Below are 17,513 nucleotides of genomic sequence, written 5' to 3' on the forward strand. Positions count from 1 at the left end.
TTGCAAGGCGGGCCCGGACGGGGGACGATGAAAGTTAGCCGGCCTCGGGGGCAACGGACGAGGGAGCCCCCTCTCCCGGGCCTTCCGCATCTCATCAATCGGAGCGAACGCATGACCGACAAGCAGACGGTGAGCCGTCGCGGATTCCTGGAGACCGCAGGCACGGCGACGGGTGCCCTGGTGGCGGCGAACACGTTCGCGCATCCCGCGATCGGTGCCGTGAAGGGTGCCAACGAGAAGATCAACTTCGCGATCATCGGCCCGGGCGGTCGCGCCCAAGCCCATATCGACCTGCTGAACAAGTTCAAGGCCGAGGGCAAGGCCGTCGACATCGTCGGCGTCTGCGACGTCTGGGACGGCAACAAGGAGACGGGCCGCGGCCTCTACCCGTCGGCCGAGAAGTGCGGCCTGAAGGCCGACGACAAGAACGCCGTCACCAAGGACTATCGCCGGCTGCTCGAGCGCAAGGACATCGACGCGGTGGTGATCGGCACGCCCGACCACTGGCACGCCAAGCAGACGATCGACGCCATGCTCGCGGGCAAGGACGTCTACTGCGAAAAGCCGATGACCCACACGATCGAGGAGGCCCGCCAGGTCGCCGAGACGGTCAAGAAAACGAAGCAGGTCATGACCGTCGGCGTCCAGTCCACGGCCGACCCCCGCTGGAAGATGGCCAATGAGATGATCACCGCCGGCAAGATCGGCAAGGTCATGCAGGGCCAGACCAGCTACTACCGCAACAGCACGATGGGGCAGTGGCGGTACTACAAGCTGACGAAGGACATGACCCCCAAGACGGTCGACTGGAAGATGTTCCTGGGCACCGAATTCGGCCTCGCCCCGGACCAGCCCTTCGATCGCGCCAAGTACGGCCAGTGGCGCTGCTACTGGGACTTCGGCGGCGGCATGTACACCGACCTGTTCGTGCATCAGTTGACACACATGCTCCAGGCCATGGGCCTGAAGTTCCCCCGGCGCGTCGTCGGCGGCGGCGGCCTGTACATGGAGTATGACGGCCGGGACGTCCCCGATGTCGCGACCGTGGTCGCCGACTACGACGAGGGCGCCCAGGTCATCATCTCGGCGACGATGTGCAACGATGTCCAGCTCGGCGAGGTCATCCGCGGCCACACCGCCACGATCCGCTTCGGCGGCTCGCCCCGCGACGGCTTCACCGTGGCCGAGCAGCAGATCTCCGGGCGCCCGGCCCCTCCGGGAGCCAACTCCGGCGACGGCGGCCAGAAGTTCGCCCCCGATCAGCCCAAGGACGACACCCGCGCCCTCTGGGAGCACTACCTCGAGTGCATCCGGTCGCGCAACGTCGAGACCCTCTGTCCGGCCGACCTCGGCTTCGCGGCCATCGCCACGGTCAACCTCGGCGTGCAGTCCTACCGCGAGGGCAAAGCCTTCTTCTTCGACAAGGAGACCGGCAAGGTCTCCGAGGCCGACGACTCGTGGGCCAAGAAGTGGGAGAAGCGCAGCCACGAGCGCGGCAAGCCCGAGCAGGTCATCGGCTGGAACGCCGGCGACACCGGCTCCCTGCTGACCGCCCCCCCGTACCAGAAGCTGGAAGGCGACTGGGTTGACGGCAAGGACCCCGCCGAGAGCGCCTGAGCTCCGACGGAACCCGCGATATTCGACCTCGAGACGCCCCCCGAGCCCCAGGCTCGGGGGGCGTTCTTCGTGAGCGACCGGGAACGCAAACGGGCGGGCGGGATGACAGAATCATCCCGCCCGCCCGTCTCGATCGATCGATCGATCGATCAAGCAATCAACCGAATCGCATGCCTTGCGTCAGGAGCCGAGGACCTTGCGGACGTTCTCGGCGTTGACGGGGGCGATGATGCCCTTCTCGGTGATGATCCCGGCGATGTTGGCCGCGGGGGTCACGTCGAAGGCGGGGTTGTAGACGTTAATGCCCTCGGGGGCGGTCACCCTGCCGAAGCCGGCGGTGATCTCCTTCGGATCGCGCAGCTCGATCGGGATGAACGAGCCGTCGGTGATCGTCAGGTCGAACGTGCTGCTGGGGGCCGCGACGTAGAAGGGGATGCCGTGGGCCTTGGCCAGGATCGACACGCCGTAGGTGCCGATCTTGTTGGCCGAGTCGCCATTGGCCGCGATCCGGTCGGCGCCGACGACGACGAGCTGGATCTTGCCTTCCTTCATGACCTGGGCGGCCATGTTGTCGCAGATCAGGGTGACGGGCACCCCGCGCCGCTGGAGCTCCCAGGCGGTCAGTCGAGCGCCTTGGAGCAGGGGTCGGGTCTCGTCGGCGAAGACGTGGATCGACTTGCCCTGCTCGTGGGCGCTGAACATAACGGCCAGCGCCGTGCCGTAATCGGCGGTGGCCAGGCCGCCCGCGTTGCAGTGGGTCAGCACGCCGTTGCCGGTCTTGATGAGATCGGCGCCGAACGCACCGATCTGGCGGCACATGACCCGATCTTCGGCCTCGATCGCCCTGGCCTCTTCGAGCATGCGGTCGAGCAAGGCCTCGGGGGTGTTTGCCCCCGATTCCTTGCGGACCCGGTCCATGCGATCGAGCGCCCAGAACAGATTGACGGCCGTGGGCCGGCTGGTGCGGAGGAAGTCGGACGACTCCTGCGCGGCCTTGTGCATGGCGTCGACGGAGCCGCCCGGGGTGTAGCCGACGCGGGCCCCAACGACGGCGCCGTAGCCGGCCGCCACGCCGATGGCCGGCGCCCCACGCACGCGGAGGGCGCGGATGGCCTCCCAGATGGCGGGGACGTCGGAGAGCTCCAGGAAGAGCAGCTCGGTGGGCAGCAGCGTCTGGTCAATCATCCGGACGCGGCCATTGGCCGCGTCTCCGGCCCAGCCGACCGTCTCCACCGCGGGGGCTTCGTGGGTGCTTGCGCTCAAAGGTCTTCCTCGCCGTCTTCGTCGTCGTCGCCTTCGGCCTCTTCCGGGTCGATCCAGGCGTGGAACTCGGAGTAGACGTCCCAGATGTTCTTGAGCGCGCCCTTCAGCTCGGTGTGCTTGACCGGCGGGTGGGTGCCGCCGTAGCCGGAGACCTCGGAGGCGAGCTTCAGGAGGTCGAGGTTCTGCCGACGCAGCTCCAGGAAGATCTGGCTCTGGGTGTCGAGCTCCAGGGCGTCGCCCAGGACCTCTTCGGCGGTCTGCTCGTCTTCGTGCTCTTCGGCTTCGTCGAGATGGTCGTGCATCGGACTCGGATCCTTTCGGGGGGATCTTGCCCCGGCCTCCCGCGGTTCTTCGCGGGCCGGGTCGGGGGTTGAGATCATCGGAGAGTTCGGGACGGTTCAGGCGACCGCGTCCCAGGCCTCGTAGGTCAGGCCGAAGGTCTCGGCGACCGGCCGGTTGGTGACCCGGCCGGCGTCGATGTTGACCCCGTCGGCCACGCCGGGTAACGCCCTGGCGGCGGCCCGCCAGCCAACTTTGGCGAATTGGATCACGTAGGGAAGCGTGACGTTGCAGAGCGCGTAGGTGCTCGTCCGACCGACGGCGCCCGGCATGTTGGTCACGCAGTAGTGCACGATGCCGTCGACCAAGTAGGTCGGCTGCCGGTGGGTGGTCGGTCGGCTGGTCTCGATGCAGCCTCCCTGGTCGATCGCCACATCCACGATGACGGCGCCCGGCTTCATGCGGGCGAGGTCCTCGCGGCGGACGAGCCTGGGGGCGCGGGCTCCGGTGATGAGAACGGCTCCGATGACCAGGTCGGCCCGCTCGATCGACTCCAGGATCGTGTGGCGGTCGGAATAGAGGGTGGTCACATTCGGCGGCATGATGTCGTCGAGATAGCGCAGGCGGTCGAGGTTGACGTCCAGGATCCGGACGCTGGCGCCCAGCCCTGCGGCGACCTTCGCCGCGTTGGCGCCGACGACCCCTCCGCCCAGGATGGCCACCTCGGCCGGGGCCACGCCCGGGACGCCGGCCAGCAGGATGCCTCGGCCCTCGTTGGGGCGTTCCAGGTACTTGGCGCCTTCCTGGATGCTCATCCGGCCGGCGACCTCGCTCATGGGGGTCAGCAGCGGCAGGCCACCGCGCGGGTCGCGCAGGGTCTCGTAGGCGATGGCGGTGATCCCGCTGTCGATGATCGCGAGGGTGAGGGCCTCGTCGGCGGCGAAGTGGAAGTAGGTGAAAAGGACCTGACCGCGGCGGAGGTGGGGCCACTCGGACGCCTGCGGCTCCTTGACCTTCACGACCATGTCGGCGCGAGCCCAGAGGCTCGCGGCGTCGGCAACGAGTTCGGCCCCGGCGGCGGAATAGGCCGAATCGGCGATACCGCTGCCCGTGCCGGCCCCGGCCTCGACGAGCACGGTGTGCCCCGCGAGGGTCAATTCTTCGGCGCCGACGGGGAGCATGGCCACCCGGTACTCGTCCGCCTTGACCTCTTTCGGGACGCCCACGATCATCGTCAGCAGCTCCGTTGGGGGGCGACAAACCGCCCCGCGCAACCATTCCATCAGACCGCGTCGCTCGAATCAAGCCGAGACGCGACGGACACTTGCACGTCCGCCCCGGCTGCGGCAAGATCGAGGTGCCGCGCGGGTCACTTGCAGCCCATCGGAGGGGCCGACGCCTTGGACCTGAATCTCGAGCGGATCACGGCCATGGTGTTCTGCGTGGCCCTCGGGGGCGTGATCGGCTACGCCGTCGCGACCGCCCTGGGGGATGACCAAGAGCACCGGATACACTTCGCCCTGGTCAACGCCTACCTTGCCTGGGCCGGGTACATCGCCGGCTGCCTGGTGCGGGAACGCGTCCGGCCCCGCGATGATCGCGACACCCTCTGAGCCCGGGACGCGGGCGGCGGCTTGACGACACGCTCACCAGGTGCACAACACCTTGGGGGAGCGGGCGGCCGCTTTCGCGGACGGGCAGTCCCTGGAGGCGTCGCGGACCGATGCGTTTCGTCAAGGAATCTCACATCGCGGCCCCGCCGGGCGTGACCTTCGCGTTTCACGAGAGTTCCGGGGCACTCCAGCGGCTGACTCCCCCCTGGGAGAAGGTCGAGCTCGTCTCCGGAGGCGAGTCGATCCGGCCAGGCAGCCGGGTGGTCCTGCGCACCTGGTTGGGGCCGATCCCCTTGACCTGGGTGGCCGAGCACGTCGAATACGAGGTGGGCCGGATGTTCGCCGACCGCCAGGTCTCGGGGCCCTTCGCGTCCTGGTTCCACCGACACCTTACACTCGACGACGGGCAGGGCGGGACGACCTTGCGGGACGAGGTCGACTACGAGCCGCCGCTCGGCCTGCTCGGGCGGACGCTCGGGGCCGGGTTCCTCGAGCATAAGCTCCAGCAGATGTTCGACTACCGTCACGAGCAGACCCGAATCATCGTCGAGGCCCGCGACTTCCCGGGGGCACCCTCCGCGACGTCCTGAAGGCCGGTCAGTCGAATGAGTTGATCCTCAGGGCGAGGGCGATTCTGGAGATCGCCCTGGTGAGTTGCATCCGCCGGCCATCGGGCGTGCCTCCCATCCTGGCGGCCAGCCCGACCCAATCCAGGCCGGAATCACGAAGGGCTACGATCTGCTTCTCCTCCTCGGTCAGGTGGGAGCGGAACTCGCTGAGCAACTCGCCGCGAGAGATCATCTCGCTGGGAGAGTCGGCCGTGGAAGCGGGGCCTGCGAATCCGGACTCCATCGGTTCGGCCCTTCGGTAGTCGCGGCGGCCGGCCCTGAGGCGCTGAACTTCGTGGGCTAACTTGTTTCGGGCCATCGTGTTCAGCAACTTGGGGAGCTGAGAAGGCTCGTCAAGGTCGTACTGGCCCAGGGCGGCCCGGACGCAGAAGCTGGCCAAAACGGACTGGCAGATGTCCATCGAGTCGAACATCCGCCTGAGCCGCTGATCACGTAGGCGGAGCCGGATGGAGCGGCGGATGAATGGCTCGTAGTCGCGCACAAGCTCGGCGACCGCGTCCTCATCCCCGGCCCTGAGGCGCTCGACCAGCCTGTTGAAGTGGCTGTCGTGTCCCATCGTGTGCCGCCACCTCGGGAGAGATCCAATGGGCAAAACCCCCACCGGTCGTCCGGCGTGAGGGTCCAGGTCCAAAGGCGATGATTTAAGATGATCCCCGCTGAGGACAAGACTTAGATCGTCTCGACTCGGTCCTGAACTCTTATCGCCCGAAGATCTGAGTCGCTATAATAAAGTTCTATTCGCTTTCTTCCTGACCTTATGCAAATCGCGTGTTAAGGGCCAAATTCGTCGGCGACACCGGCTGTCTGTTGTCCGACGAGCGAACCCGACTCCGGATCGGCCAACATCCGGCACTGGCCAGGGTAAAGGAGGCCGGCCGCGAGCCCCGGGGCAAAACCGACGAGGTCGGCGGCGAGGTCGCCCAGGGTCGCATCTCGGCCGATGGCCGGATGGAGTTGGAGCAATTCACTGCCCACCGCCAATGCGATCCCGGCGATGATCAACTGAGGCACTATCGAGCGGGCGCCATCGACCCGCATCCAGAGAAAACCTAAGACGCCAAAAATCGCGGCATGGATGACCTTGTCCAGATGCTTGATCTCGCCGATCCCGTTGGCACCTTCGTTGACCGGCAGTCGATGGCTCGGCCAACCGCAGGCGACGATGACCACGGCGGTCCAGAGCAAGGCCATCAGCAGTCGATTCATCAGTCAAAGTCCCCGATTCCGCCAGGCTGCGGTGCCCGCGAGATGATCGCTGGCCCGTCTACAGGATGGGAAAGTCATCAAGGTCGGATGCCAGAGTCGGGAGGGCTTCCCTGGCATGGTTCCGGCTGATCGACGCCGCGAACCATCTCCATCCTACGCTCCACGCAAAACATTTGGCCACGTTGCCTGTCGACACGAGCCCGGGTGTCCCGGGGACATTTGACCGACTCGAACCGATCGCCGTTGCGTCCGAACCTATGACGGCACAGTCTCTTAAGCTCGTGCCGGGCGAGCATCCGGCGGCCGATTCGCTTGACCCCTCCGGCGGGGCCAAACTACACTTGGGATTCGTCGAGCCTGCGCGGCCGGCAGTGAATCTTCGAGGTTTGGGGGATGCATCAACGTGGCGTTGGAGTTCCGGGGCGGATCGATCGAACTTGACGCGGGGGATCGACTTATCGCGACCTGCACGGGCCCTCGCCTCTCGCAGGGCGCCGATCCCGCCGAGGCGGCGTTTCTTGCCCTGGCCGCGCCGCTCGATTTCCCGCCGCTTCGCCATGCCGTGGTCCCGGGTGACATCGTGGTCATCGCCAATGATGGCGAGACGCCATGCGCTCCGGCCGTGATCGCGGCCGCCTGCCAGGTCCTCTTCGATGCGGGAGTCGAGGCTGGGTCAATCACCGTGCTCTGCTCGTCGGCCCCCGAAGTTCCACTGCAACTTCCGGAAGGTGTTGAGTTTGCGGTTCATAACCCGGACGACAAGGAGCAGATGTCCTACCTGGCGACGACCCAGGAAGGGCGGCGGGTTTACCTGAACCGAAGGCTGACCGACGCCGATTTCGTCCTGCCTGTTGGTCGTCTGACGTTCGATCCCGCGTTCGGCTACAGGGGGCCCTGGAGCACCCTGTTCCCGGGGATGAGCGACACGGAAACCCGCCGCTCGTTCGCCCTCAGATCCAGCGACGACACCCCGCCCGACCCGGACCTGCCCAGCCCCGCGTTACTCGAGGCGTCGGAGGTCTGCTGGCTGATCGGCTGTCAGTTCCACGTCGGGGTCCTGGGCGAGCCGTCGGGCCCGATCCGGGTGGTGGCCGGCCTCGAGTCGTCTGTGCAGCGACGAGGGGCCGAGGAACTGGACGCCAACCTCCGGTTCAGGGCGCCGAGCCGGGCCGAGGTGGTGATCGCGTCGGTGGAGGGGAGCGACCTGGATGCCCTGACGGCCGGCCTGAACAATGCGGTGCGACTGGCCCGCCGGGGGGGCAAGATCGTGATCCTCTCCGGGGTGGAAGGTGACGTGGGCATGAACCTGGCCCGGGTCCGCGATGCGGGCGATCCCCGATCGGCGCTCGCCGCCATCAAAGGGGGGGAGGGCCAGCCCGACTACTTCGCCGCCCGTGCGATCGCCGAGGCGACCACCCATGCCGACGTCTACCTGCTGAGCAAGCTCGACCCCGATCTCGTCGAGGAAATGTCGATCACGCCGCTGAGCAAGCCCGAGGAATCTCGACGCCTGGTCGCCGCCGCCAGCGACGTCATCCTCGTCAATAAGGCCGATCTCGTGCGCTGTGACGCGGACGAGGACTGAAGGGGGCGGAACAGCCGGGTTGGGTTCGTTTCGTAAAAAGCAGGGTCAGCACGCCCAGAATGGGTTCGTTTCGTAAAAAGGCGGGATCACGACGTCCGAAATGGGTTCGTTTCGTAGAAAAGCGAGCTTACTTCGCCAGAAAATGGGGTCGTTCGGTTCGTTTCGTGATCTCGCGCCCGCAAGTGGGTTCGTTCGGCACCGGTGAGGCCGTGAGGTTTTGGTGCGAATTGCCAAAGATCGCGGTCGCCCCGAACGCGGGCTGGGTGAGCGCGGTCGAGGTCCATTCCTTAGAGTTGCGATCGGCGCGGAAAACCGGCGGAAATTCTCGGAATTCTTTTCGGGAATGGTTCGAGGGCCGTTAGACGGCCTCGGCGGCCGTGTAGAGGGGGGCGATGACCTCGCCGCGGGCGAGTTGGATCGGGCGTCCCAGGCGGTCGCGGAGTTCGGTAGCCGGGTCGATTCCGAAGGCGTCATAAATGGTCGCGGCCAGGTCGCCGGGGGAATACGGGCGGCTGGCGGGATAGGCCCCGATCCGGTCGGAGGCGCCGATGGCCTGGCCGCCCCGGACGCCCGCGCCGGCAAGGACGGTGGAGAAGACCGACGACCAGTGGTCGCGACCGGGCACCGTCGAGCCGACGCTGAAGCCGATCTTGGGCGTGCGGCCGAACTCGCCGGTGATCACGACCAGGGTCTCGTCGAGCAACCCCGAGACATGCAAGTCTTCGAAGAGGGCGTCAAGCGCCTGGTCGAGCGGCGGCAGCATCCGGTCTTTCAAGGTCTTGAAGATGGCGCCGTGGTGGTCCCATGACTGGACCCGTCCCATGTTCGCCTGCACGATCGGCACACCCGACTGCACCAGGCGCCGGGCCAGCAGCAACGACTGGCCGAAGGGGTGACGGCCGTATCGGTCGCGCACCTTCGGGTCTTCTCGGCCCAGGTCGAAAGCGTGGCCGACCTTGCCCGAAAGCAAGAGCGCATAGGCCAGGTCGCGCTGCTTGGCCAGCGGGTCGGCGACGGGGCTGGCCTCCAGGGCGTCGCGCTGCGCCGACAGGTCGCTGAGCAGGGACCGACGCGAGTTCATCCGCTCGACGCTGAAGCCGACCGGCATGCTCAGGTCATCGACCCGGAACTTGGGGTCGTTGGGGTCCTGGCGGATCTGCCAGGGGTCGTGCTTCGGGCCGAGGAAGCCGGCGTGCTGGCCGGGCCAGACGAGCGGGCCTTCCATCAGGAACGTCGGCAGCATGACGCCGGTCGGGATGCCGTCGGCGCGCGGCTTCAGGTAGTCCAGGGCCGCGGCGTAGCAGGGGTAATCGTCGCGCGAGGCGATCTTGTCGAAGAAGGCGCCCGGCTGCGAGTGCCCCGTCAGCAGCTCGTGAGTCCCGTTCAGGTGATTCGTGAAGCCGTGGGCCATCGACCGGATGACCGCCAGCTTGTCGGCATGCCCGGCCAATTTGGGCAGGTGCTCGCAGAACCTGAGGCCGGGTGCCCTTGTCTCGATCGTGGCGAACTCGCTGCGGATGCCGTCGGGGGCGTCGGGCTTGGGATCGAACGTGTCGATCTGGCTGGGAGCACCCGTCAGGAAGACGACGATCATCGACTTCGCCCTGGGCGACTTCGCGGCCAGCGTCGCACCGCGTGCCGCGCCCGCCAGCAGGCCCGACGTGCCCAGGCCCAGGAAGCCCGAGAACCCAACCTGGAGAAATTCGCGGCGAATGACCCCGTACGGGTGGCGATGGTCCGGAATCATCGGAGTCGTCCCCAGGTCTGAGCGCAGGTCCGGGCACCACAGGAGGCCTCAAAGTTCAGCTTATCTCAAACACGGCGGCGGGGCAATGACCCCTCCGAAAGCAGTGAAACAATGTTCAGTGGAATTTCATTGACGCAGGATTAAGGGTCGCTTAGTGTACGCATGTCACTCGAAATCAGCCGGGAGATCGGCCCGGGTGCGGCGGAGGAATTCGGTGATGACGATGCGTAGGACGTGCCTGGTGCGGGGCCCCCTGCTCTTGCCGGCGCTGCTGGCGGCCGGCTCGGCCTGGTCGGCCGGGCCGAAATCGGCGCCCGTCGTGGCGATGGCGGCGTTCGACATCCTGGGGAAGCTAGCCGGCGAGTCGGACCAGGCGAGGCCGGGGAGGGTGCGCCCGGGTCGCCTGTCGCGCCGACTGATTCGCGGGGCCTCGACGGTGGTGGCGGTCTTCTCCCCGGCAATCGGCCGGGAGATGGCGTCGGTGGATTTTCTCGACGGCGACCTGATGGCGATGAAGAACCCCGGCCCCAAGGAAAACCGGCAGACACCCAGGAGCGAACCGGTCGCGGCGAGGAAGGTGGTTGAACTCGGCCCCACATCCGAGAGCGATCCGAATCGAGACGAGTCGTCACCGACGCGAATGCGTCTCGTTCGGAACTGGGCGAGGGGGGTCAAGACGATCGAGGCGAGCTGGAGCCCTCATGAGGTGGGCCGGCCCGCCCTCGCGCGGCGATTCCGGCTGTGCACCTCCTCGCGTTGACGCCCTCACTCGACGGCGATAAGGGGAGACGGGCGACGCCCATGCCTCGCGGGTGCCCGTCCCCCTCGTCTCGTCCGCTCGGTGCGAACGGCTGCGGCCTCACTCTCCCTTGCGGATGAGCCATACCTCGGCAACCTGGCAGCCCCTGCCGTTGCCGCCTCGACCCGGCTCGCGGGTCCAGGAGAGCGTGAGGCGACCGTCGGCGGTGGCCTGGCGCGGGATGTCGAACTCGAGCGGGCGAGTCGGGCTTGGCTTGGGGATGGGGGGGTGGACGACGAGTCCTTCGGCCTTCAGCTCGATGGGGACCGGGTTCTGGTCGCCGGCGTAGACGACCCTGACGGTGTAGGCGGCGTGTGGGTCGAGGTCGTCGTAAGTCATCCGGTACGGGGCGTCATACAGGCTCTCGCCGTGGCGATACCAGGTGAGCGGCCATTCCGGGCGGGGCTGGAACCCCTGGCGGTCGACGCGGAGCATCGGGTCCGCCGAGACATCGGGTCCGCGTTCGACGTGCGGCCGTCGCGCGGGGTTCCCGGGGGCGTCATAGAACCCGCCCGGTCCCGGGTCGGTCCGATGGATGATCCGCTCGATCCCCCGCTTGCGCTCCGCCTCGTCGGGCAGGGCGGCGAGCCTGTCGAACTCGGCCTCCAGCCAGGCCCGGTTGTTGAGGGGCGCGTCGATGGAGTCGAGGTTCGCCCCGCGCTCCTCGCCGATCGCCTTGTAGCGCGGGACGCTCAGTTGCATGTGGATGCTCTGGAAGAGGGCCTCTCCCAGCTCGAAGACCCTCGCCCTGCGGTCGGCCGAGACCTTCGTCGTCCTGGCGAGGTCGAGATCCTCGCGGGCCAACTGGAGCGACTTGAGTGAGCCGAGTTCCTCGGCCCGCCTCAGGTCGTCCATCGCCCGGTCTTCCAGGCGAGTCTCGAAGATGAGCCGCTCGCGCACCAGGGCATCGTAATAGGCCCGATAGAGGGCCTGCTGGAATCGCCAGTTCTTGAGGTCACCTGGGGACGCCTGCCGCTCCAGATCCTGGAATTGCAGGAGGGTCGTCTCGACGGCGGCGTTGCTCAGCAGCGGGCCGACCCAGTTCCGCTCCAGCGAGAGTAGCCCCTGGGCGAAGCCCTCCGCGAGCTTCGGGCTGATGAAGTAGCGGCCGTACTGGCGCAAGACTTCGACGACCGGCGTGTCGGGCTCGAAACCGAGGGCGCTCCAGACGACCTTGTTCACGTCGTCGTTGCACCCTTCCGAGTAGGTGACGAAGCCGACGTGATCGCCGAGGGCCTTGATGATCTCCGCGCTTGCGCGGGGCCGGGGGATGATCGGCTCGCGGCCCTGGGTGACGAAGTAGGCCAGGTCCCAGTCGGGGACAGGGAACTGGCACTTCATGGTGTGGGTGATGTCGGGATAGAGGCGAACCGGATAGCGCCTTGGGACGCCCGCGCGGACTTCGGCCAGCGAATCGCGGGTGTGGGGCCCGTAGACGATGCCCGAGAGCCAGGCCGGCTCCTTGGCGACGATGGCGTAGAACTCCTCGGTCCAGGCCTTGTCGAAGCCCTGCGTGGAGACCCAGAGCTGCGCCTTGGGGTGGGCGTGCCTGAGCACGGCGGCGGCCTTTTCCAGGTGGAGCATCAGGCCACCGGGCCGGGTATGGCCGGGGTCTCCGCCGGGCACGAAGACGGCGTCGACGCGCGGCAGCTTGCCCAGCACCTCGGCCCAGCGCTCGAGCGACAGGCGTGCCTCGTCCGGCTTGGTGTCGAGGGCGTCGGGCACCGGATACCAGACCCAGACGTCGAGGCCGTAGTCGTCCAGGAGCTTCGACATCCCGACCATCATCTCCAGCGGCGGCCGGGGAAAATGGGGGCTTTCGGACTCGTCATCGGTCTCGGGAGGGAGGAGCTCGACGGCGTTGGTCCCGAAGACGGCCAGGTCGCGGATATACCGCTCCCACTGGTCGAGGTCCCAGCCGTCGTACGAGTTGGTCTTGGGACGGTAGCCGAGCTGGTGCCCCCGGATCGAGTCTTTTGGCGCCGAAGCGATCCGGAAGTCGGCCGGCAGGTCGACCCGGCCGGGGCTCATCCGCAGCTCGCGGAGCAGCCGGCCGACGCCGAAGAGGACCCCGCGTTCATCGCGGCCCTCAACCCAGACGACGGGGGCCTTGCCGGCGACCCAGACGCGATATCCCTCGGGCCGCGCGGGGGATGCGGGGCCCTCGTCGAACCCGGGCTTTCCCGAAAACGCCGCGCCGGAAGCGGAGGAACCGACCACGACCAGCGGCCCCGGGGTCGCCGGCCAGTCCGAGGTCACCGACCAGCTCTGGCGAGTGCGCCGGCCGACTTCCTCGACCAGCATCGACACGGCCTTGCGCTCGCGGGCGGTCAAGCTGGCGGGGACCACGACGGTCGCATTGCCCAGCGCGATCATGCGCGTCTCGGGCGTGCCCTCGATGACCGCCCCCTCGGCCGATGAGAAGGCGGAGAGTAGGGCGAAACCAAGGAGAAGGCTACCCCAGAACGGGTGCTTCGTTGCCTTTTGTCTCATGTCCGGACGATTCCTTGGGGACCGACACCACTTGATGCGATGACTGCCTAAGTAAAGTGACTATAAGACCGGTGATTCTATTTGACTTTAGGACTATCATCTATCTAAGCTGACCGGCCCTGTCGAGGCTGTAGTTTCTTAATAGTTCGACCGCGATCGTCGCTGACGCTCAATCCAACAGATTGGCCCGGGCTCATCCGAGTCCAGGGTGCTGTGGGCTGCGCTTCGCCATGTCAGGAGCTATGTTGCTCCTGTCCTGGATTCATCGTTGCAGTTCAGGCCTCAGATCATTTCTCCAGATCGAGGGAGTCTGTGCATGCGCGTTAATCACGAATTGAAGGGCCGGACCGGCCCGTCCCGCCGGCTCGTCGGCTTCACGCTGATCGAGCTGCTGGTGGTCATCTCGATCATCGCCGTCCTGATCGCGCTTCTGCTGCCGGCGGTGCAATCGGCCCGCGAGGCGGCCAGGCGGATGCAATGCGTCAACAATCTCAAGCAGCTTGGGATTGCGATGCATAATTACGAGTCGTCCACCTTGTCGTTTCCCTGGGGGCACGGCGGTTACAACAATAACGACTGGGGCGCCTTCGCGTTATTGCTCGCGAATTTCGAGCAATCGCCCATCTATAACGCGATCAATTTCTCGGACACCGGCCGCGCGACCGCGAAGCCGAGCAACGAGAACGCGACGGTCCAGTATGCGCGGCTGGGCGTCCTGGTCTGCCCGAGCGACCTCGACCGGCTGACCACGGGCTTCGGGCCGGTGAACTACGCGGCCAGCTTCGGGGCGACGCCCGCGGGGTTCGGCCTGCCGTCGCCCAACGGCCTGTTCGGCCACGTCGGCTGGACCAATATCGGCCCCGGCTACGGCCCCGACGAGCCCATCGTGCGGATCGCCGACGTCACCGACGGCCTGAGCAACACGGCGGCGTTCAGCGAGCGGGTCAAGGGGATCGGCACCTCGAACAGCTCCCAGCTGGACACCCTGATCCCGAGTGCCACGGCCACCGCCGTCCTGACCTCGACGTATCCCGGCAACAATGCCGTCGACTCGAACAACAAGGCCCTGCTCGACCCCTCGCTGGCGAACGGCCCGGCCCTGTATCAGAACCTCTGCCTGACGACGGGCAATCCGAGCAAGGTGCTAGGCGGGCTGCCCGCGGGCGGGCCGAGCCCTCCCTGGGGCCCGTCGGGGCCGGTCGGCGGCTACTGGTGGCTGGCCATCATGCCGTACGGAACGGCCTACAATCACGTCATGACCCCGAACACCTGGTCCTGCACCAACGGGACCGGAGGCCGGCTCCTCGGCGGTGCCTGGACGGCGGGCAGCCGGCATCCGGGCGGTGTGAACGTCAGCTTCGGCGACGGCCACGTCCAGTTCGTCAAGCAGACGATCGGCCTGCAGGTCTGGTGGGCGATCGGCTCCAAGGCTGGCGGCGAGGTCGTCTCGTCCGACTCGTTCTGAACGTTGAACTGGCGGAGAGTCCCGAAGATGAATCGACGGAGTTTTCTCGAAGCCGCGGCCATGGCCTTCGCGCTGATGACGGCCGCGTCGGGATGCAACTCGGGCGGCTCGCCCGGCGGGACCACGTCCGACGAGGCCAAGGTGGCCGGCAAGGTGACATTCCGCGGGAAGGTGCTGGACGGTGGAACCCTCCACTTCAACGCATCGATGCCCGGACGGATCGTCGGCAGCCGCGACGCCCCGATCTCGAAGGATGGTTCCTACACCATCAAGGCCCTGGCCGGACAGAACGTCGTGACCATCACGCCGAAGACGCGGACCAAGGCGACCTTCGGCCTGGAAGACGAGGAGAAGACCCTCCAGGTCCAGGCGGGCGAGAACTCCTTGAATCTCGACTTCATGCCCTGATGGAACGAAGCCGCCCGGCCTTCGTCGCGACGAGCGGGTCGGGGACTTGGGCTTGAATCAAACGGAAGGGCGGGCGGGGAGCATCGGCTCCCGGCCCGCCCTTCCGGCGTTTCTGGTCCACGAATCAATCGGCCACCCGCAAGGATCAGGGACGCGTGGGAACCAGTGCGGCTTTCAGGGGCTCCAGACCCGTGATGGGGGCCTGACAGGTGAAGCGCTCGCAGATGTAGGTGGTCGTCTTACCTTCGCGGGCGGCCCTGCGGGCGAGGAGCGGGACCAGATCGGCGGGGGCGGTGGCCTGGGGGCTGGCGGGGGCGACCACCTTGTGGGGGAGGAACCGGGCGGCGATGGCGGCCAGGACCGACCGGAATTCGTCGGGGTCGGCGCCGGCGAAGACGGCGAATTCGCGCGAGGGGGCGAGGAGGAAGTCGAGGGCGACCATGGATTGGCCGGCGGCCATGGGAACTTTCTCGAGGATGGTGTGGATCGACTGGAGCGTCGACCGGCCCAGGGCTTCGAGGTCGGCCCGGCCGGTCAGGGCGGCCAGGCGAAGCAGGCCGGTGGCGGCCATGGCGTTGCCCGAGGGGGTGGCGTTGTCGTAGGCGTCCTTCTGGCGGGTGATCAGGGCCTCGTGGTTCTTGCCGGTGTAGAAGAAGCCGCCGGCCTCGTCGTCGTGGAACTCGGCGATCATCTGGCCGGAAAGGTCGACGGCCGCGGCGATCCAGCGGGGCTCGCCGGTCGCCTCGTAGAGATGGGTCAGGCCGTCGATGAGATTGGCGTAGTCATCGAGGTAGCCGTTGAACCTGGCCTGGCCATCTTTGTAGCTATGAAGCAGGCGGCCGTCGGGCTGGCGCATCCGGTCGAGCAGGAAGGCGGCGGCGCGGCGGGCGGCGTCGACATAGCGAGGTTCGCCCAGGATCGCGCCCGCCTCGGCGAGCGGGGCGATCATCAGGCCGTTCCAGGAGGTCAGGATCTTGGTGTCCTTGGCCGGCGGGATGCGCGTCTCGCGCAGGGCCAAAAGCTTGGCGCGGTCCTCGGCCAGGTCGGCGAGGAGGCCGGGCTCGTCGCGGTTGAGAACACGGGCGAGGTCGGACAATGCCCGTGGGAGGTTGAGGATATTGCTGTGTTCCCAGTTCCCGGCCTCGCTGACGTCGTAGGCCTGGGCGAAGATGGCGGCGCGGTCGGCCCCCAGGGTCTCGCGGATCTCGGCCAGGGACCAGACGTAGAACTTGCCCTCGACGCCCTCGCTGTCGGCGTCCTCGGTGGAGTAGAGGCCCCCTTCGGAATCGGTCATCCGGCCCAGGACATAGTCGAGGGTCTCGCGGGCGACGCGGGCGAACTCGGGCTCGCGAGTGACCTGATACGCTTCCAGGTAGACGGATGCCAACAGGGCGTTGTCGTAGAGCATCTTCTCGAAGTGGGGGACCAGCCAGCGGTCGTCGGTGGAGTAGCGCGCGAAGCCTCCGCCAAGGTGGTCATAGATCCCGCCATAGGCCATCTTGAGCAGGGTCAGGCGGACCATGGAGAGCGACTGAGAATCGCCGGTGCGGCCGTAATGGCGCAGGAGGACCCGCAAATCCATGGGGTGCGGGAACTTGGGGGCGGAGCCGAAGCCTCCGTTGGCGGGATCGAACTGCTTGGCCAAGGCCCAGGCCGCCCCGTCGAGGAGGCGCAGGGTGAGTTCGCCGTCGGAGGGAGGGACCTGACCCGAGGTCTCCAATCGCCGGAGCATCTCGCCGGCGCTGTCGACGATCTCAGCCCGCCGCTCGCGCCAGGCCTTCTCGACGCCGAGCAGGACCCTGGGGAACCCTGCCATGCCGCGCGAGTCGACGGGCGGATAATACGTGCCGCCGAAGAAGGGGACGAGGTCGGGTGTGAGGAAGACGGACATCGGCCAGCCGCCGTGTCCGGTCAGGGCCTGGACGGCGGCCATGTAGATCTGGTCAATGTCGGGGCGTTCCTCGCGGTCGACCTTCACGTTGATGAAGTGCTCGTTCATGAGCGCCGCGATGGCGGGGTCTTCGAAGGACTCCCGCTCCATGACGTGGCACCAGTGGCAGGCGCTATAGCCGACGGAGAGGAAGATGGGCTTGTCTTCGGCCCGGGCCCGGTCGATGGCCTCCTGGCCCCAGGGGTACCAGTCGACGGGGTTCGACTGGTGCTGGAGGAGGTAGGGGCTGGTCTCGCCCGCGAGTCGGTTGCGGGGGTGTTCGCCGTGCGTCTGGGCCATGTCGGGTGCTCGTCTCGGCGGTCGCGAGGGCGTCGCCGATGCGGCCGGACGGAGCGGGCCGGCCCCGACTGCGTTGATGCCTTCTCGCCGAATCGACGGGCGCCCCTTGATATTTCCACCAATCATCGGGCCGCAACGGCCGAAACGGCAAGCCCCCAGCGATTGGAGGCCGCCGATCC

Annotated in this window: 15 protein-coding genes; 7 read left to right on the forward strand and 8 right to left on the reverse strand. The window is 67.2% G+C overall.

Going from position 1 to position 17,513, the window contains the following annotated elements; translation table 11 throughout:
• Positions 1-111 precede the first annotated feature (111 nt).
• Positions 112-1,617 (forward strand): Gfo/Idh/MocA family protein, encoded by a 1,506-nt coding sequence (locus EP7_RS24510; protein ID WP_463524837.1) that lies wholly within the window; start codon positions 112-114, stop codon positions 1,615-1,617.
• Positions 1,618-1,797: 180 nt separating this feature from the next.
• Here EP7_RS24510 and mtnA read toward each other — a convergent pair whose 3' ends face one another.
• The 3 genes from mtnA to ald form a co-directional block, all read right to left on the reverse strand.
• Positions 1,798-2,880, reverse strand: a complete 1,083-nt coding sequence (gene mtnA / locus EP7_RS24515) for an S-methyl-5-thioribose-1-phosphate isomerase (RefSeq protein ID WP_463524839.1) — start codon at positions 2,878-2,880, stop codon at positions 1,798-1,800.
• Positions 2,877-3,182 carry a hypothetical protein gene (locus EP7_RS24520; protein ID WP_463524840.1) on the reverse strand — a complete coding sequence of 102 codons (306 nt, stop codon included), beginning with the start codon at positions 3,180-3,182 and terminating at the stop codon, positions 2,877-2,879. Before EP7_RS24520 ends, mtnA begins: the two co-directional genes overlap by 4 nt.
• A 96-nt stretch (positions 3,183-3,278) precedes the next feature.
• Complete coding sequence (ald, locus tag EP7_RS24525; RefSeq protein ID WP_463524841.1) at positions 3,279-4,391, reverse strand: alanine dehydrogenase; 1,113 nt, start codon at positions 4,389-4,391, stop codon at positions 3,279-3,281.
• A gap of 168 nt (positions 4,392-4,559) precedes the next feature.
• Here ald and EP7_RS24530 point away from each other — a divergent pair, with 168 nt between their 5' ends.
• Positions 4,560-4,772, forward strand: coding sequence for a hypothetical protein (locus tag EP7_RS24530; RefSeq protein WP_463524842.1), 213 nt, complete (start codon positions 4,560-4,562; stop codon positions 4,770-4,772).
• A gap of 110 nt (positions 4,773-4,882) precedes the next feature.
• A complete protein-coding gene (locus EP7_RS24535; RefSeq protein ID WP_463524843.1) occupies positions 4,883-5,362 on the forward strand; it encodes an SRPBCC family protein in 480 nt (159 codons plus the stop codon).
• A gap of 7 nt (positions 5,363-5,369) precedes the next feature.
• Here the strand turns inward: EP7_RS24535 and EP7_RS24540 are convergent, their stop codons facing one another.
• Positions 5,370-5,957: an RNA polymerase sigma factor gene (locus tag EP7_RS24540; RefSeq protein WP_463524844.1), complete on the reverse strand. Its 588-nt coding sequence runs from the start codon at positions 5,955-5,957 to the stop codon at positions 5,370-5,372.
• 215 nt (positions 5,958-6,172) lie between these two features.
• Positions 6,173-6,571, reverse strand: a complete 399-nt coding sequence (locus EP7_RS24545) for a VanZ family protein (protein ID WP_463524845.1) — start codon at positions 6,569-6,571, stop codon at positions 6,173-6,175.
• Positions 6,572-7,010: 439 nt separating this feature from the next.
• On the opposite strand from EP7_RS24545, the gene EP7_RS24550 reads away from it, so the two are divergent.
• The gene (locus EP7_RS24550; protein ID WP_463524846.1) at positions 7,011-8,192 is read left to right on the forward strand and encodes a lactate racemase domain-containing protein; all 1,182 of its coding nucleotides are present in this window, start codon (positions 7,011-7,013) and stop codon (positions 8,190-8,192) included.
• A gap of 358 nt (positions 8,193-8,550) precedes the next feature.
• On the opposite strand, the gene EP7_RS24555 is transcribed toward EP7_RS24550, so the two are convergent.
• Entirely contained in the window at positions 8,551-9,939 is a 1,389-nt protein-coding gene (locus EP7_RS24555; protein ID WP_463524847.1) for a DUF1501 domain-containing protein, read from the reverse strand.
• A 217-nt stretch (positions 9,940-10,156) separates the two neighbouring features.
• On the opposite strand from EP7_RS24555, the gene EP7_RS24560 reads away from it, so the two are divergent.
• A complete protein-coding gene (locus tag EP7_RS24560) occupies positions 10,157-10,699 on the forward strand; it encodes a hypothetical protein (RefSeq protein WP_463524848.1) in 543 nt (180 codons plus the stop codon).
• Between the two features lie 99 nt (positions 10,700-10,798).
• Here the strand turns inward: EP7_RS24560 and EP7_RS24565 are convergent, their stop codons facing one another.
• Entirely contained in the window at positions 10,799-13,231 is a 2,433-nt protein-coding gene (locus EP7_RS24565; protein ID WP_463524849.1) for a beta-N-acetylhexosaminidase family protein, read from the reverse strand.
• A gap of 316 nt (positions 13,232-13,547) precedes the next feature.
• Here EP7_RS24565 and EP7_RS24570 point away from each other — a divergent pair, with 316 nt between their 5' ends.
• Both EP7_RS24570 and EP7_RS24575 read left to right on the forward strand, forming a co-directional pair.
• Positions 13,548-14,696, forward strand: a complete 1,149-nt coding sequence (locus EP7_RS24570; protein ID WP_463524850.1) for a DUF1559 family PulG-like putative transporter — start codon at positions 13,548-13,550, stop codon at positions 14,694-14,696.
• Positions 14,697-14,723: 27 nt separating this feature from the next.
• The gene (locus EP7_RS24575) at positions 14,724-15,104 is read left to right on the forward strand and encodes a hypothetical protein (protein WP_463524851.1); all 381 of its coding nucleotides are present in this window, start codon (positions 14,724-14,726) and stop codon (positions 15,102-15,104) included.
• Positions 15,105-15,249: 145 nt separating this feature from the next.
• Here EP7_RS24575 and EP7_RS24580 read toward each other — a convergent pair whose 3' ends face one another.
• Positions 15,250-17,334, reverse strand: coding sequence for a thioredoxin domain-containing protein (locus EP7_RS24580; protein ID WP_463524852.1), 2,085 nt, complete (start codon positions 17,332-17,334; stop codon positions 15,250-15,252).
• Between the last annotated feature and the right edge of the window lie 179 nt (positions 17,335-17,513).

It is taken from the genome of Isosphaeraceae bacterium EP7, assembly GCA_038400315.1.
Lineage (GTDB): Bacteria > Planctomycetota > Planctomycetia > Isosphaerales > Isosphaeraceae > EP7.

Excerpts from the sequence above, each read along its gene's own strand:
- EP7_RS24540 (WP_463524844.1), bottom strand. The coding sequence starts at position 5,957 with ATGGGACACGACAGCCACTTCAACAGGCTGGTCGAGCGCCTCAGGGCC.
- EP7_RS24565 (WP_463524849.1), bottom strand. The coding sequence starts at position 13,231 with ATGAGACAAAAGGCAACGAAGCACCCGTTCTGGGGTAGCCTTCTCCTT.
- EP7_RS24535 (WP_463524843.1), top strand. The coding sequence starts at position 4,883 with ATGCGTTTCGTCAAGGAATCTCACATCGCGGCCCCGCCGGGCGTGACC.
- EP7_RS24580 (WP_463524852.1), bottom strand. The coding sequence starts at position 17,334 with ATGGCCCAGACGCACGGCGAACACCCCCGCAACCGACTCGCGGGCGAG.
- EP7_RS24520 (WP_463524840.1), bottom strand. The coding sequence starts at position 3,182 with ATGCACGACCATCTCGACGAAGCCGAAGAGCACGAAGACGAGCAGACC.
- EP7_RS24555 (WP_463524847.1), bottom strand. The coding sequence starts at position 9,939 with ATGATTCCGGACCATCGCCACCCGTACGGGGTCATTCGCCGCGAATTT.
- EP7_RS24510 (WP_463524837.1), top strand. The coding sequence starts at position 112 with ATGACCGACAAGCAGACGGTGAGCCGTCGCGGATTCCTGGAGACCGCA.
- ald (WP_463524841.1), bottom strand. The coding sequence starts at position 4,391 with ATGATCGTGGGCGTCCCGAAAGAGGTCAAGGCGGACGAGTACCGGGTG.
- EP7_RS24575 (WP_463524851.1), top strand. The coding sequence starts at position 14,724 with ATGAATCGACGGAGTTTTCTCGAAGCCGCGGCCATGGCCTTCGCGCTG.
- EP7_RS24560 (WP_463524848.1), top strand. The coding sequence starts at position 10,157 with ATGACGATGCGTAGGACGTGCCTGGTGCGGGGCCCCCTGCTCTTGCCG.
- EP7_RS24570 (WP_463524850.1), top strand. The coding sequence starts at position 13,548 with ATGCGCGTTAATCACGAATTGAAGGGCCGGACCGGCCCGTCCCGCCGG.